This window comes from Streptomyces mirabilis (genome assembly GCF_039503195.1).
Classification (GTDB): domain Bacteria; phylum Actinomycetota; class Actinomycetes; order Streptomycetales; family Streptomycetaceae; genus Streptomyces; species Streptomyces mirabilis_D.
The window spans coordinates 6,443,624-6,456,538 of the sequence record NZ_JBCJKP010000001.1; the positions used below are offsets into that span (position 1 = coordinate 6,443,624).

The window sequence follows — 12,915 nt, forward strand, 5'->3', positions numbered from 1 at the left end:
GACCCGGGCGAGGTGCCCGAGCGGCAGGTGCCTTCCCCGCCCCGAGCCGCGGGCGGGCCCGCCCGCCCACCGCGTCCTCCGTGCATCAGCCGCGGCGCTGCCACCAGCGGCGCTTCGGCTCGGGTGTCGGAGGAAGCGGTTCGGCCGAAGGCCGGGGGAGGGGATGAACACCGCTGCGCCGACGCACCCTTGACGCAGTCGGCCGACCCGACGGACGCCGCCGTCGCCGGTACGCGCGACCTCGCCGACCACGACGGCCTGCTCCCGGGCACGACTCCCGGCAGCGACGTCGTGACCCAGGCGTAGCTTGGGACGGCCGGGGCGACCGGGGCGACCGGGGCGTTGTTTCGGGCGGGCACTCTCGGGGAGAGCGGATGAACGGCTGGGGTCGGCGCGGGGAAAGAGTTCGGGCAGGCCGTCCGGCGGTCATGGTCGTCGTTCTCGTGGCCGCGGGCATCGGGCTGACCTGGTTCGCCGGAACGCATTTCGCCTACGCCACGGGCCTGGCCGGCACCCCGGGGCATCTCCGGGTCGAAGCGTGCGCCTGGGAACACGTCGGGGGCCACCGGTATCCGCACTGCAGTGGCATCTTCCGCTCCTCCGACGGCACCGTCGTCGACCCGAACGCCTCGATCGGCAAGAACCTGCCCGTCGGCGACACGGTCGCGTTGCAGCGGGTGGCCTCCGGGGGATACGAGCAGACGGGCACCGCGTCCTCGTTCGGCTGGCTGGCGATTTCCCTGCTCGGCCTGATGGTGCTGCTGCTGGGGATTCTGGTCGTCTGCGGCAAGGGCGGTGCGCGTCGAGTACCGCGCGGGCTGCTGGTGCTGCTCGGTGCGCTGGGCGCCTTGATGCTGCTCAGCGCGTTCATCGGCGGAGTGGCGGGGATGACCGAGGTGTTCTGAGGCCCGCCCACATCGTGCGGCCGGTCGGTGTGCGGTCGACGTATTCCTGAATCCCCACCTCCTGAATCCCCACCTCCTGAATCCTCACCTCCTGAATCCTCACCGTGCGGACGGCGTGCACGGGGGATACGCTTTTGACGGCAAGGTCAGGTTCTCCGGGCGGTTTTGCAGACGCCGAGGCCTCATTCGCGATGATCGATTCTTCCTGCGGAAACCTGCCGACTCCTTTCTTCGAAGAAGGCGTGCCTCGCGCTTCGGACGCCGTAGGAGTGCTGCCTCAGGACCCGCGGCTTCGCGGTCCCTGCAATGGAGGTCGGGATGAGAGTTGTCGTTGATCTTTCCCGGTGCCAGGGGTATGCGCAGTGCGCGTTCCTGGCCCCGGACGCGTTCCGGATGCACGGCGAGGAAGCGCTGATGTACTCCTCGAACCCCGACGACGCCCAGCGCCACCAGGTGTTGCGCGCCGCGGCGGCCTGCCCCCTCCAGGCCATTCTGGTCGACCAGCTGGAGGGCCGGGACGCGCCGGTGGGGACGTCGCCGTCATGAGCACTGCGGACACCCTGCAGGGGTTCAAGCGCGACGGCCGCGTCGTGATCGTCGGGGCGTCACTGGCGGGACTGCGCGCCGCGGAGGCCCTGCGCGACGAGGGGTTCACCGGGAAGCTGACCATGATCGGTGACGAGCTGGGGGAGCCCTACGACCGCCCCCCACTGTCCAAGCAGGTACTGACCGGATGGGTGCCGGCCGACGGCACCACCCTGCCACGGCGTCGTGACATCGACGCGGAGTGGCTCCTGGGCGTCCCCGCCGACGGACTGGACCTGGCGAACAACCATGTGCGGCTCGCCGACGGCCGCACGGTGCCCTTCGACCGCATGCTGATCTCCACCGGCGTACGGGCCCGGCCCTGGCCCGTCGAGGCCGAGGCGGCCCTGGACGGAGTCTTCGTGGTCCGCACGCGCGAGGACGCGGCCGGCCTGCAGCGGGCGGTCGCCGCCGGGCCCTCCCGGGTACTGATCATCGGTGCGGGCTTCACCGGCTCCGAGATCGCCTCCGTCTGCCGCGAGCGCGACATCCCGGTGACCGTCGCCGAACTCGCGCCGTCCCCACTGGTCGGGGGACTCGGCGCCATGATCGGCGAGATCGCGGCGGACATGCAGCGCGCCCACGGCGTCGACCTGCGCTGCGGTGTCAAGGTCACCCAGCTGGAGGGCGACGCGCAGGGGCGGGTTCGCCGCGCCCACTTCTCCGACGGCAGTACGGTCGACGCCGACGTGGTGGTGGTCGCGCTCGGGGGCATCCGCAACACCGAGTGGCTGCGCGACTCGGGACTGGCGGTGGGCGTATGGGGAGTCGCTTGCGACGCGGGCTGCCGCGCCTTCGACCTCAACGGCCTGGTCACCGACGACATCTTCGTCGCCGGAGACGTGGCACGCAGCCCCAACCCGATGTACGAGTACCGGTTCATCTCGCTGGAGCACTGGGCCAACGCCGTGGAGCAGGCCGAGATCGCCGCGCACAACATGGTCAGCACCCAGGCGAACCGCTGGCCGCACCTGTCCATCCCGACGTTCTGGTCGATCCAGTTCGGCGTCAACATCAAGTCCGTCGGTGTACCGACCTACGCCGACGAGGTCGTCGTCACCCAGGGATCCGTGGCCGACCACCGCTTTGTCGCCGCATACGGGTACCAGGGGCGCGTCACCGCCGCCGTCAGTTTCAACAACGCGAAGTGGCTGGACCACTACCGGCAGCTGATCGAGAGGGCCGCGCCCTTCCCGCCCCCCTGCCCCACGCCCGACCAGCCCCTCGACGCGAAACCGGTGCCCGTCGACTTCCCCGGCCCCACCCTGCTCGCCCAGGGCGCCACGGTGGTCGTCACCGGCCATGACCCCGGCGAGCGGCGCGTCACCGCCATGCGGCAGCACCGCTAGGAGGGAACAGGCAGGACGGAACAGGAGGGAAAGCGACATGACCACGACCGAGACGCCCGACATCCTGCCCCGGATCCTCGACTACTCGAACCGGGCCGACCCGTACCCGCTCTACGCCGAGCTGCGCAAGACGCCGGTGGCCCTGCAGGAGGACGGCAGTTACGTCATCAGCACCTACCGCGAACTCAGCGGCATCCTGCACGACCCGCACCTGAGCTCCGACGTCCGCAACCTGACGCATCCGATGCCCGCGATGGAGGAACGCGCCACACCGTCGTTCATCAACCTCGACCCGCCCGAGCACGACCGTCTGCGGCGCCTGGCGATGCGTCACTTCGGCCCCCCGCACACCCCGGGCCTCGTGACCGGCATGGAACCCGACCTGACCGCCATCGTCGCCGGTCTGATCGACGACTTCGCGGGCAAGCAGCGGATCGACATCGTCGACGACTTCGCCTATCCGTTCCCCGTCACCGTGATCTGCCACCTGCTCGGTGTGCCGCGCGAGGACGAACCACGGTTCCACGTGTGGGTGAACGCCATCATCGACTCGATCGACTTCAACCCCAAGACCGACCCGCAGGAGAAACTGGACAACGGCGTACAGGCCACCAAAGACCTGCGCCACTACCTCGGCGGACTGCTGGAACAACGCCACGGCCGCCCCGGCGACGACCTCCTGACACGGCTGGCCAACGACGACGGGCCCGACGGGCGGATGACCGACGCCGAGATCGTCAGCACCGCCAACCTGCTGCTCATCGCCGGCCACGAGACCACCGTCAACCTCATCACCAACGGCATGCTGACGCTGCTGCGCCGCCCTGACGTGCTGCAACGTCTGCGCGCCGAACCGGACCTGGTCGTACGGCTGGTCGAGGAACTGCTGCGCTACGAGCCCCCCGTGCACATCATTCCGTGGCGGGCGGCGTACAGCGACATCTCCGTCGGTGACACCGTCATCCCCAAGGGCTCGAAGATCATGCTCATGCTCGCCTCGGGCAGCCGCGACCCGGAGCGCTTCCACGATCCCGACCGCTTCGACCCCGATCGCCGGGACAACCAGCACCTGGGTTTCGGCAGTGGCATCCACCTGTGCTTCGGCGGCCCGATGGCCCGACTGGAAACCCAGATCGCCCTGACCGCACTGGTACGCCGTCTGGCCGACCCCACCCTGGTGACCGACCCACCCCCGTACCGCCCCAGCCCCGTCCTGCGCGGCCCCATCCACCTGCTCGTCGACCAGAACTGACACCGCGTTCGAGCACCGACACGGCGCTCGAGCCCGGCAGGTGGCTGCTCGTGTCGCCCCTCAGCGGTCCGGCGACCGTCCGTTAGGCTCGCCTCGTCCCACAGGTCCCGATCTTCACGGAGGGCAACACGGCGGGGATCAACCGAGAGCGCCTCGTCAGAACGCTGACCTTCTGGCTGCGTCCCGCCTTCGCGTTGCGGGTCATCAACCGGTTCCAGAAGATCGTGGGTTTCGACCGCTCGATGGCCCTGGCGTCCAGCGCCTTGACGGCATTGGTCCCGCTCTCCATCCTCCTCGGCGCCGTCCTCGGCAACTTCGTGCACTACGACGCCGCAGAGCGGATCATCAAGCGCTACGACCTCACCGGAGCGGGCGCCACGGCAGTCAACTCCCTCTTCTCTCCTGCCGAAGGCACCAGTGCGAGCGTGGGCATCTTCGGGGTCGTGTTTCTGACGATCTCGGTGCTGAGTTTCGCGCGAGCCGTGCAGCGGCTCTTCGAACAGACGTGGGAACTCAAGCCTCTCAGCGTGCGCAACACGCGCAACGGCCTGTGGTGGATCCTCACTCTCGGCGGCTACGGGGTGGTCGCCGCGACGCTCTCCGCGCTCCTTGGCGGGGGCGCGCTGGGTCTGGCCGCCTCCGTGTGCCAGGTACCGGTGACCGCCGCGTTCCTTGTCTGGAGCGGCCGGATCCTGTCGGCGAAGCGGATCAGCCGGCTGGACCTGCTCCCCTTCGGCGTCACCGCCGCCGTTCTGACGGTGGCCTACTCGGTGGGCGCGGCCCTCTACATGCCGCGCCTCTTCAACTCCTCCGCCGCACGCTACGGGGTGGTCGGCGCCGTCTTCGCGATGATCTCCGGCCTCTTCGCAGCCATGCTCGTCCTGGTCGCGTCGGCGGCACTGGGACGAGAAGTACGGGACGAGCTCAGCCGGATCCGCCAGGGCCACCGCCCTTCCGACCACGAGGTCCACCGACAGTGGGACAGCGTCGTCGAGCAGACTCGGTCACGGTGGCGGACGGCACGGGCACAGGTTTCTCATCACCAGGCCAAAGGCCCGAACCACTGAGTGAGCGGGGCACTTCCGGTTGCGGGGGGTGCCCCTACGTCCTTCGTCAAGCTGTCGTGATGATGGCTGGCACGACGGATGAGGTTCAGGGCTCGGGTCGTGAGAGCAACACCCCCGCCCCGACCGACTGGCGCGGCGAGGAAGTGCTGCCGGGCCCCGCCGTCACGACGACGAGCAAGGGACCGCGTACCTGCACAAGAACCTGCGCACCTACAGCCACTACGCGCCGGAACCTGCCGGATCGGCACCGACGAGACGGCCGTCGTCGACCCGAAGCTGCGTGTGCGCGGCGTCAGCGGCCTGCGCGTAGCCGACGCTTCCGCGCCGCACGCGCGGCCGATCTCCAGCGCCCCCGTTCGTAGCCGCCCGCACACACCTATGTCGGAAACAGCCATTCCATCGCGGCGAGGCTCTTGTCGACGTACTTGCCTTGTTCCGCCTCGATGCCGTGTGCCAGGTCCTCGAAGACACTGCACCTGGCGTAGAACACGGCGCGCTCACTGAGGGCCGCGACGTCGTTGGCGTCGGTTCGATAGCTGCTGATGGCGGCGCGGGTGGCGGCAGGGCCGAGATCCCGGTAGATCAGCCCGAAGTCATGGGCCGGATCGACGACGGCTGCATCGCTCCAGTCGATGATGCCGGTCACCGTCCATGCGACCGGGTCGATGAGAACGTGTTCGATCCCCAGATCGTTGTGGGAGAACGTTGGGATGTATCCATCGTGCGGTGGTGCGGCATCCAAGAACGCCTCGACGGGTCGACGGTGCGCCGCCGGTACTTGCCCGGCTACCGTCACATAGTTCTCCGTGGCCTCTTGTCGCCACTCGGCCAGCGACTGATGGTCCACTTCCACCAGATCGGCCAGCCGTTCGATCGGAACAGCGTGCAGCGCAGTGAGCAGCTCGCCGAGCGTGGCGCCGATCGTCGTGCCGTGGGCCGATCGCTGGTGCCGCGACATGTCCAACAGCGGCGCGCCGGGGAGCTTGTGGTAGGCCAGACATCCCTGCTCCGCGACCGTGAACGTCGGTTCGGGGACGGGCAGCGGCGAGATATCGGCGACGGCAGCAAGTACGCGGGCCTCGCGGCCCACCAGCGATGCCCGCCGTGCCAGGTCGGGTTCCTTGCTGAAGCGCACGATCAGCTCACCGTTGACCTCGTACGCCAGGTTGTCCAGGCCCTCGCCAAGCGGCACAACGGAGTCGATCTGATAGTCGGGCATGTGCGTCACCACGACGCCGCGGACGTCTGCGACGCGGTCGCGGCTGCGACTGGTCATCCGCCGACCTTATCGATCGATCGCATGAGACCGGCGGTGGTCGTCGGGTGGCCACGCGGTCGCCGGCCAGGCCCGCAAAGGCGCGGACGGCCTCCCTCCAGGCACGAAAAGAGGGGCTGTGAACGCGGCTTGGTGATTCACGTCATTCGGTCCCGCTTCCACCCGGCGGGGGGCCGGTGGACCGAGTCGTTCCACCGGCATCCGGTTCAACGACGGCGCTGCGCCGGTCCTGGTCCACGAACGCCTTCAGCCGGGCATCTTCGGCAGTGCCGCGCGCATTGCCGTCGAGCGACCACGCCGTCAACGCGATCACCAGATAGCCCGCGAAGATGAGCCACTCCGACATACAGGTCAGTATCCCCATGGCCCGGTGCCTGACCCGTCCGCTCACCCAGAACGGGCTGCCCATCTCCAACGGCCGTGGATTCAAGGGCTGTTGCCAGTTGCGCTGCCCCGCCACCGGGGACCAAGGCCGTGACGCCTCATGCGGCCGGCCCGAACACCGTCATGCGGAAGCCACCACCTCGCCGGCCATGACCTGGGGAGGATTGGGGAGCAGTGACGCGAGGTTGTCCCGCACGAAGTCCGCAGCCCTCGAGATCGATTCGTCGGCACCGGCCCGGTCCTGGAAGACGCTGGTCGAGACCATCGCTCCGTCCCCGGTGTCGATCCAGTAGTAGGCCACGAAGCCGGGAACCTGGCGCATGAGCGGCACGAACCCCTCGTTCACGAGACGTGCGGCCTCGGCCGAATCGGTCACCCCTTCGTACCGCCGGATCGCTGCGTACATCGACAAACTCCTCACGGCGTTCTGGGTTCGTCCTCTGCTGGGACGTCGTACCCCTGCGACGGCTGCCTGGCTCATGAGGCGTCCGGCAATCACCTGAAGGGCCGCCTCGGGCGACCCGAACGGCGGTAGTCCGTTCGGTACGTCAGGGGGCGCAGGTGCAGGTCGCGGTCGGGGTCCTACTGGATGCGGGCCGGTGCGCGCTTGAGTTGACGTCGGCAGATGCTGAGGTCGTCAGGCCGCGTTCACGGGCTGGTCCGGCGAGGGACGGCGCCTGCGTTGCGGGGAGGACGACTCGCGCCGGCGCGTTGGTCGCTGCCATCGGGGATTGCGGGTCACGGGTGCGGCAGCGGCTGCTCTGTCCAGACGGTCTTGCCGTCGTGGCTGTAGCGGGTGCCCCAGCGCTCGGTGAGCTGCGCGACCAGGAAGAGCCCTCGTCCGCCCTCGTCCGTGCTGAGGGCCCGTCGGAGGTGAGGGGACGTGTGGCTGGCGTCCGACACCTCACAGATCAGGCAGTGCGTACGGATGAGGCGCAGGGTGACGGGGCCGGCCGCGTACCGGTAGGCGTTGGTGACGAGCTCGCTGGCGACCAGCTCGGTGGTGAAGGTCAGTTCCGTCAGCCCCCATTCGGTCAGTTTCGCCGTGGCCAGCTCCCTGGCACGGGCGGCGGCGGTCGCTTCCAGGGGCAGCTGCCAGATGGCGACATCCTGTGGCGGTAGCACCCGGGTACGGGCGATGAGCAGCGCGACGTCGTCGGTGGGGAGGTGCTCCTTCGGCAGCAGCGCTTCGACCACGGCGTGGCAGGTGCTGTCCAGAGGATCGGCGACGTGGGTGAGACATTCGTCCAGGTGCTCCAGCGCGGCGTCGATGTCGCCGTTGCGCGCCTCCAGAAGACCGTTGGTGTACAGCGTGAGCAGGCTGCCCTCGGGGAGGTCGAGGTCGTACGTTTCGAACGGCAGCCCGCCCAGACCCAGCGGTGGACCCGCGGGCAGGTCGAGCACGGTCACCTCGCCGTCCGGGGTGGACAGCATCGGTGCCGGGTGACCGGCGCGTGCCAGGGAGCAGTGCCGGGAGACCGGATCGTAGACCGCGTACACGCAGGTGGCTCCGAGCATCTGCTCCACTGTGGACCCGCTGTCGTCGGCGTTCGCCTCCAGCTCGGAGGCCAGCAGACTGACCAGATCGTCCAGCCGTGCCACCACCTCGTCCGGTTCCAGGTCGAGGCTGGCCAGGGTGCGCACGGCGGCGCGCAGGCGGCCCATGGAGGCCGCGGCGTGAAGCCCGTGGCCGACCACGTCTCCCACCACGAGTGCGACCCGGGCCCCGGACAACGGGATCACGTCGAACCAGTCACCGCCGATGCCCGGTTCACCACTCGCCGGGAGATATCGGCAGGCCACCTCGACCGCCGGCAGGTCGGACACCGCGCTCGGCAGCAGACTGCGCTGCAGAGTCAGAGCGGCGCTCTGCTGCTGGGTGAAGCGGCGCGCGTTGTCGATGCAGACGGCCGCACGCGAGGAAAACTCATGGGCCACCGCGGCATCGTCGTCCTCGAAAGGCTCCGAATGGCGCACGCGCCACAGGCTCACCACGCCCAGTACCAGGCCGCGAGCCACCAGGGGCACCACGATCAGCGAATGAACGCCGAGACCCATGGCTATCTCGATCCGCCGCCGGTCCATGGCGTACCACTCGGGGCGCAGGGACAGCAGTCGGTCGAGAATCGGGCGACGCTCGGCCAAGCACCGCGCCTGCGGGGACTCCGGAAGGAGCGGGACCACCTCGCCCTCCTGGTACGGGACCCGGCGTTCCGGGGGCGAGAGGGCCACTCGGAGCAGCGGACCTCTCACACCGGGGGGTGGTTCGTCACCAAGTGTCACCGGCTTCATGAGGTCCACCGAGCAGTAGTCGGCGAGGCCGTGGGAGGCCACCTCGGCCAGTTCCCGGGCCGTCTGTACCACGTCCAGCGAGGTTCCGATCCGGGCGCTCGCCTCGTTCAGCAGGGCGAGCCTGCGTTGGGCCCGGTGGCGGTCGGTCACGTCCTCGATCGTCTCGGCCACGCCGAGAACCCGGCCCGCGGGGTCTTCCATCCGGAACGCCGAGACGGACACGATCCGGTTCCGGCCCGGATCATGGCGTGCCCTGGCCGACTGTTCCGTGAAGATCAACGGCTCGCCGGTCTCCAGGACGTGCCGTACCCGCTCCTCGGTCGGACCCGCGTCCTCGTCGACCATGAATTCGCGAGGACGACGGCCTACCGGCGCCTCGGCCGGGACACCGCTTGCCTTCTCGACCGCGCGGTTGACCCGGATCACTCTGCTGTCCGGGCCGTAAGTGACCAGACCGATCGGTGACCGGCGGTACAGGCCGTCCAGCAGCGCACGGTCCCGCTGCCAGGCAATGACCTCCGCGGCGGGGGCTCCGACCAGGACCCACTCCTGACCGTCCCCGTCCCGAGTGATCGCGCGGGCCCGGAAACCCATCTCCACCCGCCGTCCGTCGCGGTGTCGGACGGGCAGGACCCCGAACCAGCCCCCCGTCCTCATGGCGTCCACGACGACGGACCGTACGACAGGCAGGTCACGAGCGTCCACCAGGAGGTCCTGCCACGCCCGTCCGATCACTTCCTTGGCCGGATAGCCCAGCAGCTCCTGTGCCCGTGTGCTCCAGCCGACCACGTCGCCTCGATCGTCGAGCACGGCCGAGGCGCCGCGGCCGAGGGCGAACGGATCCTCAGGACTCTCGCTGAAATGCATCGACGGCATCCCCATAGCCACCACCTTGCCTACGTGACTCCGATGTTCCTCCCCGCGCTCTCCCTTCGCGACCTTCCCGCACCTCTCGGCCCGGCAGGACGACCCGGCCGTGGCGCCGCGCCAATGACGATCGACGCCATGGCCCCGGTCGGGCCGGACTCAGGCCGGTTCGGCCCCTTCGCCGATCCCTCCGGTACCTCCGGCTGCTTCTCCGACACCTCCGGTACCTCCGGCTACTTCTCCGACACCTCCGGAGCCGACGCGACGCCCGTCGGTCGGGACGCCCCCCGGTTGCTCTCGGACGGGGCACTCAGCTTGCCCTCCGTCCCTCCTGTGCCGCAGTAGCCCGCCGGCTTCTTGTCGAGGTACTGCTCGGAACTACGACGCATCCACCCCCCCTACGACGGCGGCGCAGACGTCATCCTCGCCACACCCGCGGAACGCGACCGGCTTCGCGGGCGGCACACCGACCGGCTCTCCCGCCACCCAGCCGGCCTCTGAAAGAGAAGCAGGAGCTGCAGGGCATCCCACCGGCCGAGGACTATCACCATGCAGTGTCTGTCGCGGTGTCGGGTGGCCGGCACGGCGCTACCCGGAGTCCGAGGACGAGAACGCGATCGTGCCGGACCGGTACTCCCCTTGATGTCGGCAACTGGGCGTGCGAAGCGAGTACCTCGGCTCGCCGGACGCCGCCGTGGGACCGCCGACCCTTCCCGTCAGGCCGAACGTCACTGGCCGCCGGAGCGGCGCGGTGCTGTCATGGGTAGGGAGACGGGCGTGGACGAGCGGCCGCGCAGGCCGGGGCGCCGCCCCGTCGAGAAGCGGAGGAGGCCGATGCCATGCTGCACCGCCGCACGGTCGGTGACGTGATGACCGAGGAGGTCATCACCCTCCGCCCCAACACACCGTTCCACGAGATCGCCGCCCTGCTGGACGCGAACGACATCGTCGCGGCCCCGGTCATCGACGACGAGGGCGCCCCCATCGGCGTCGTGTCCGCGTCCGACGTGCTGCGGCGCGAGACCGGCATGCCCGATCCGCAGGGGCAGGACGGGAACGACGAGCGTGCCTGGGGCAAGGCCCGGGCCCGGACGGCGAGCGCGCTCATGAGCAGCCCCGTCTTCACCGCCCGTGCCGATTGGACAATCCCCCGGGCCGCGCGGGAACTCCGCAGGCGGCACGTCAAGCAGCTGCCGGTGGTCGGCGACCACGGGCTCCTCACCGGCATCGTCAGCCGCAGCGACCTGTTGGACACTTTCATCCGCTCCGACGTTGAGATCCGCGGCGAGGTCGAGCGGGACGTCCTGGGGCGCATCCTCGGCCTGGAAGAGGGCACCGTCGCGGTCGAGGTCCGGGACGGGGACGTTACCCTCCGGGGTCACGTCCCGGAATCGCGGCTCGTCCCGGTGGTCGTGGGCCTGTGCCAGGGCGTCGACGGTGTCGTCGCCGTGGAAGCCGACCTCGCGGCCGCCCGGGCGGACTAGTCGTTGGTGACTTCGCGGGCTGGAGCGATGCGCGTCGAGCGGTACGTCCGTGTGTGATCGCTCGACGTCCTGGACTCACGGAACTGCCCAAGCAGGGTGAAGAGCCCGGTCACCACGGCAGCGTCTTCGTCCGCGGTCAGCGACCGGAAGCGCGATGCGTCGACCGCCGGCAGTACGAGGCGGAGGGCGAGTGCTTCCCAGACGTGGAGGGTCGAGAAGGAGATGGCTATGCGGCCGTCGTCGGCGGCGGGCCTCGTCGACATGATCCCCCTTGGTGTCGGCAACTGGGCGTGCGAAGCGAGTGCCTGGTGTGCGGCTGCTCAGGTCAGAAGGAGTCGAGGCTGCTGCGTGGTGGTGACGGAGCATCGCCCGTCCCGATCTCCGGGTTCGGCGTGGAGAGCTTGTCGACTGCGCTGTGGATGTCCACCTGGATGCGCTGCATCTGTTCGAGCACCTCCGGGTCGTGTTCGCTGAACCCGTCCCGGCTCAGCCGTACGGCCCCTCCCGCAGCTTCATCACTTCACGGATGCGTACGGCGTCCTCGGTGGCCGCCCGGTGGAACTCCCGGTACGCCGTGGCCGCCGGGCCGCTGGTAGCGCCGACCGCACTCCAGAGTTCACCCATGTCTGTCAGCCCGCCCTTCCAACAGCCCCGATCAGAGGATCGATCGAGGGCCTTGCCTAGCTCTCAACAGGCGCAATGCCCGTCGGACACGAAGCACCCCAGTCAGTTTCGGATGGGGTACTCAGCTTGACCCCCGTCCCGCCCAGCCCGCAGTACCCGTCCGGGTTTTTGCTGCCCGAAAGGTACTGCTGGTGATAGCCCTCGGCCGGGTAGAAGGTGCGGCCTTCCGCGGGGAGGAGTTCGGTGGTGATGGTGCCGTAGCCGGAGGAGGTCAGGACCTTCTGGTAGGCGTCGCGGGAGGCGGCCGCCGTGGCTGCCTGGGCTGGGGTGTGGGTGTGGACGGCGGAGCGGTACTGGGTGCCGACGTCGTTGCCCTGGCGGAAGCCCTGGGTCGGGTTGTGGGACTCCCAGAAGACCTGGAGGAGGCGCTCGTAGGAGATCAGGCCGGGGTCGTGGACCACGCGGACGACCTCCGCGTGGCCGGTCAGGCCCGAGCAGACCTCCTCGTACGTGGGGTGCTCGGTGAAGCCGCCCTGGTAGCCGACCAGGGTCGTGTACACGCCCTTCGGGAGCTGCCAGAACTTGCGCTCGGCGCCCCAGAAACAGCCCATGCCGAAGTCGGCGATCTCCAGGCCCTGGGGGTAGGGGCCGAGGAGGGGGTTGCCGAGGACGGTGTGCCGGCCGGGGACCGTGAAGATCGGCTCCGGGCGGCCGCGCAGTGCCTGTTCGGCGGTCGGGAGCTGAGGGGTACGGCTGTGCGGGAACATGCGGTCTCCACGGGTTCACAGGGGCACGGGGCCGGGGCGCCGTGGTGTTCAACGGGTGAGCCC

General features: G+C 69.5%; 15 protein-coding genes and 1 pseudogene. 9 read left to right on the forward strand and 7 right to left on the reverse strand.

The genetic code is table 11. The features are described 5' to 3' along the window. Positions 1-374 precede the first annotated feature (374 nt). The 6 genes and pseudogenes from AAFF41_RS29775 to AAFF41_RS51690 all read left to right on the forward strand — a co-directional run. The gene (locus AAFF41_RS29775) at positions 375-905 is read left to right on the forward strand and encodes a hypothetical protein (RefSeq protein ID WP_343324905.1); all 531 of its coding nucleotides are present in this window, start codon (positions 375-377) and stop codon (positions 903-905) included. 318 nt (positions 906-1,223) lie between these two features. Beyond that, positions 1,224-1,451, forward strand: a complete 228-nt coding sequence (locus AAFF41_RS29780) for a ferredoxin (RefSeq protein ID WP_319751474.1) — start codon at positions 1,224-1,226, stop codon at positions 1,449-1,451. After that, positions 1,448-2,839: an NAD(P)/FAD-dependent oxidoreductase gene (locus tag AAFF41_RS29785; RefSeq protein ID WP_319751473.1), complete on the forward strand. Its 1,392-nt coding sequence runs from the start codon at positions 1,448-1,450 to the stop codon at positions 2,837-2,839. The genes AAFF41_RS29780 and AAFF41_RS29785 overlap by 4 nt, the downstream gene beginning before the upstream one ends. Before the next feature lie 37 nt (positions 2,840-2,876). Then, positions 2,877-4,091 (forward strand): cytochrome P450, encoded by a 1,215-nt coding sequence (locus tag AAFF41_RS29790; protein ID WP_319751472.1) that lies wholly within the window; start codon positions 2,877-2,879, stop codon positions 4,089-4,091. 194 nt (positions 4,092-4,285) lie between these two features. Next, positions 4,286-5,158, forward strand: coding sequence for a YhjD/YihY/BrkB family envelope integrity protein (locus tag AAFF41_RS29795; RefSeq protein ID WP_319751471.1), 873 nt, complete (start codon positions 4,286-4,288; stop codon positions 5,156-5,158). A gap of 78 nt (positions 5,159-5,236) precedes the next feature. Beyond that, positions 5,237-5,437, forward strand: a pseudogene (locus AAFF41_RS51690) (hypothetical protein); the annotation flags it as partial. Positions 5,438-5,534: 97 nt separating this feature from the next. Here the strand turns inward: AAFF41_RS51690 and AAFF41_RS29805 are convergent. The 4 genes from AAFF41_RS29805 to AAFF41_RS29820 form a co-directional block, all read right to left on the reverse strand. Next, on the reverse strand, positions 5,535-6,434 hold the full coding sequence (locus AAFF41_RS29805) for a phosphotransferase family protein (protein ID WP_319751470.1): 900 nt from the start codon (positions 6,432-6,434) through the stop codon (positions 5,535-5,537). 142 nt (positions 6,435-6,576) lie between these two features. Next, complete coding sequence (locus AAFF41_RS29810; RefSeq protein WP_343324906.1) at positions 6,577-6,780, reverse strand: hypothetical protein; 204 nt, start codon at positions 6,778-6,780, stop codon at positions 6,577-6,579. Positions 6,781-6,939: 159 nt separating this feature from the next. Then, complete coding sequence (locus AAFF41_RS29815) at positions 6,940-7,224, reverse strand: hypothetical protein (protein ID WP_054234762.1); 285 nt, start codon at positions 7,222-7,224, stop codon at positions 6,940-6,942. A gap of 332 nt (positions 7,225-7,556) precedes the next feature. Further along, positions 7,557-9,992: a SpoIIE family protein phosphatase gene (locus AAFF41_RS29820; protein ID WP_319751468.1), complete on the reverse strand. Its 2,436-nt coding sequence runs from the start codon at positions 9,990-9,992 to the stop codon at positions 7,557-7,559. A 108-nt stretch (positions 9,993-10,100) separates the two neighbouring features. On the opposite strand from AAFF41_RS29820, the gene AAFF41_RS51695 reads away from it, so the two are divergent. The 3 genes from AAFF41_RS51695 (at position 10,101) to AAFF41_RS29830 (ending at position 11,461) form a co-directional block, all read left to right on the forward strand. Continuing rightward, positions 10,101-10,322, forward strand: coding sequence for a hypothetical protein (locus AAFF41_RS51695; protein WP_425526172.1), 222 nt, complete (start codon positions 10,101-10,103; stop codon positions 10,320-10,322). Positions 10,323-10,334: 12 nt separating this feature from the next. Continuing rightward, the gene (locus AAFF41_RS51700; RefSeq protein WP_425526173.1) at positions 10,335-10,478 is read left to right on the forward strand and encodes a DUF3885 domain-containing protein; all 144 of its coding nucleotides are present in this window, start codon (positions 10,335-10,337) and stop codon (positions 10,476-10,478) included. Between the two features lie 338 nt (positions 10,479-10,816). Next, positions 10,817-11,461, forward strand: a complete 645-nt coding sequence (locus tag AAFF41_RS29830) for a CBS domain-containing protein (RefSeq protein WP_343324907.1) — start codon at positions 10,817-10,819, stop codon at positions 11,459-11,461. Here AAFF41_RS29830 and AAFF41_RS29835 read toward each other — a convergent pair. From AAFF41_RS29835 to msrA, 3 genes are all read right to left on the reverse strand, one after another. After that, on the reverse strand, positions 11,458-11,724 hold the full coding sequence (locus AAFF41_RS29835) for a hypothetical protein (protein WP_343324908.1): 267 nt from the start codon (positions 11,722-11,724) through the stop codon (positions 11,458-11,460). The two genes, AAFF41_RS29830 and AAFF41_RS29835, sit on opposite strands and share 4 nt — an antisense overlap. Positions 11,725-11,947: 223 nt before the next feature. Next, positions 11,948-12,085, reverse strand: a complete 138-nt coding sequence (locus tag AAFF41_RS29840) for a hypothetical protein (protein ID WP_343324909.1) — start codon at positions 12,083-12,085, stop codon at positions 11,948-11,950. Between the two features lie 56 nt (positions 12,086-12,141). Continuing rightward, on the reverse strand, positions 12,142-12,852 hold the full coding sequence (gene msrA / locus AAFF41_RS29845; protein ID WP_343324910.1) for a peptide-methionine (S)-S-oxide reductase MsrA: 711 nt from the start codon (positions 12,850-12,852) through the stop codon (positions 12,142-12,144). Between the last annotated feature and the right edge of the window lie 63 nt (positions 12,853-12,915).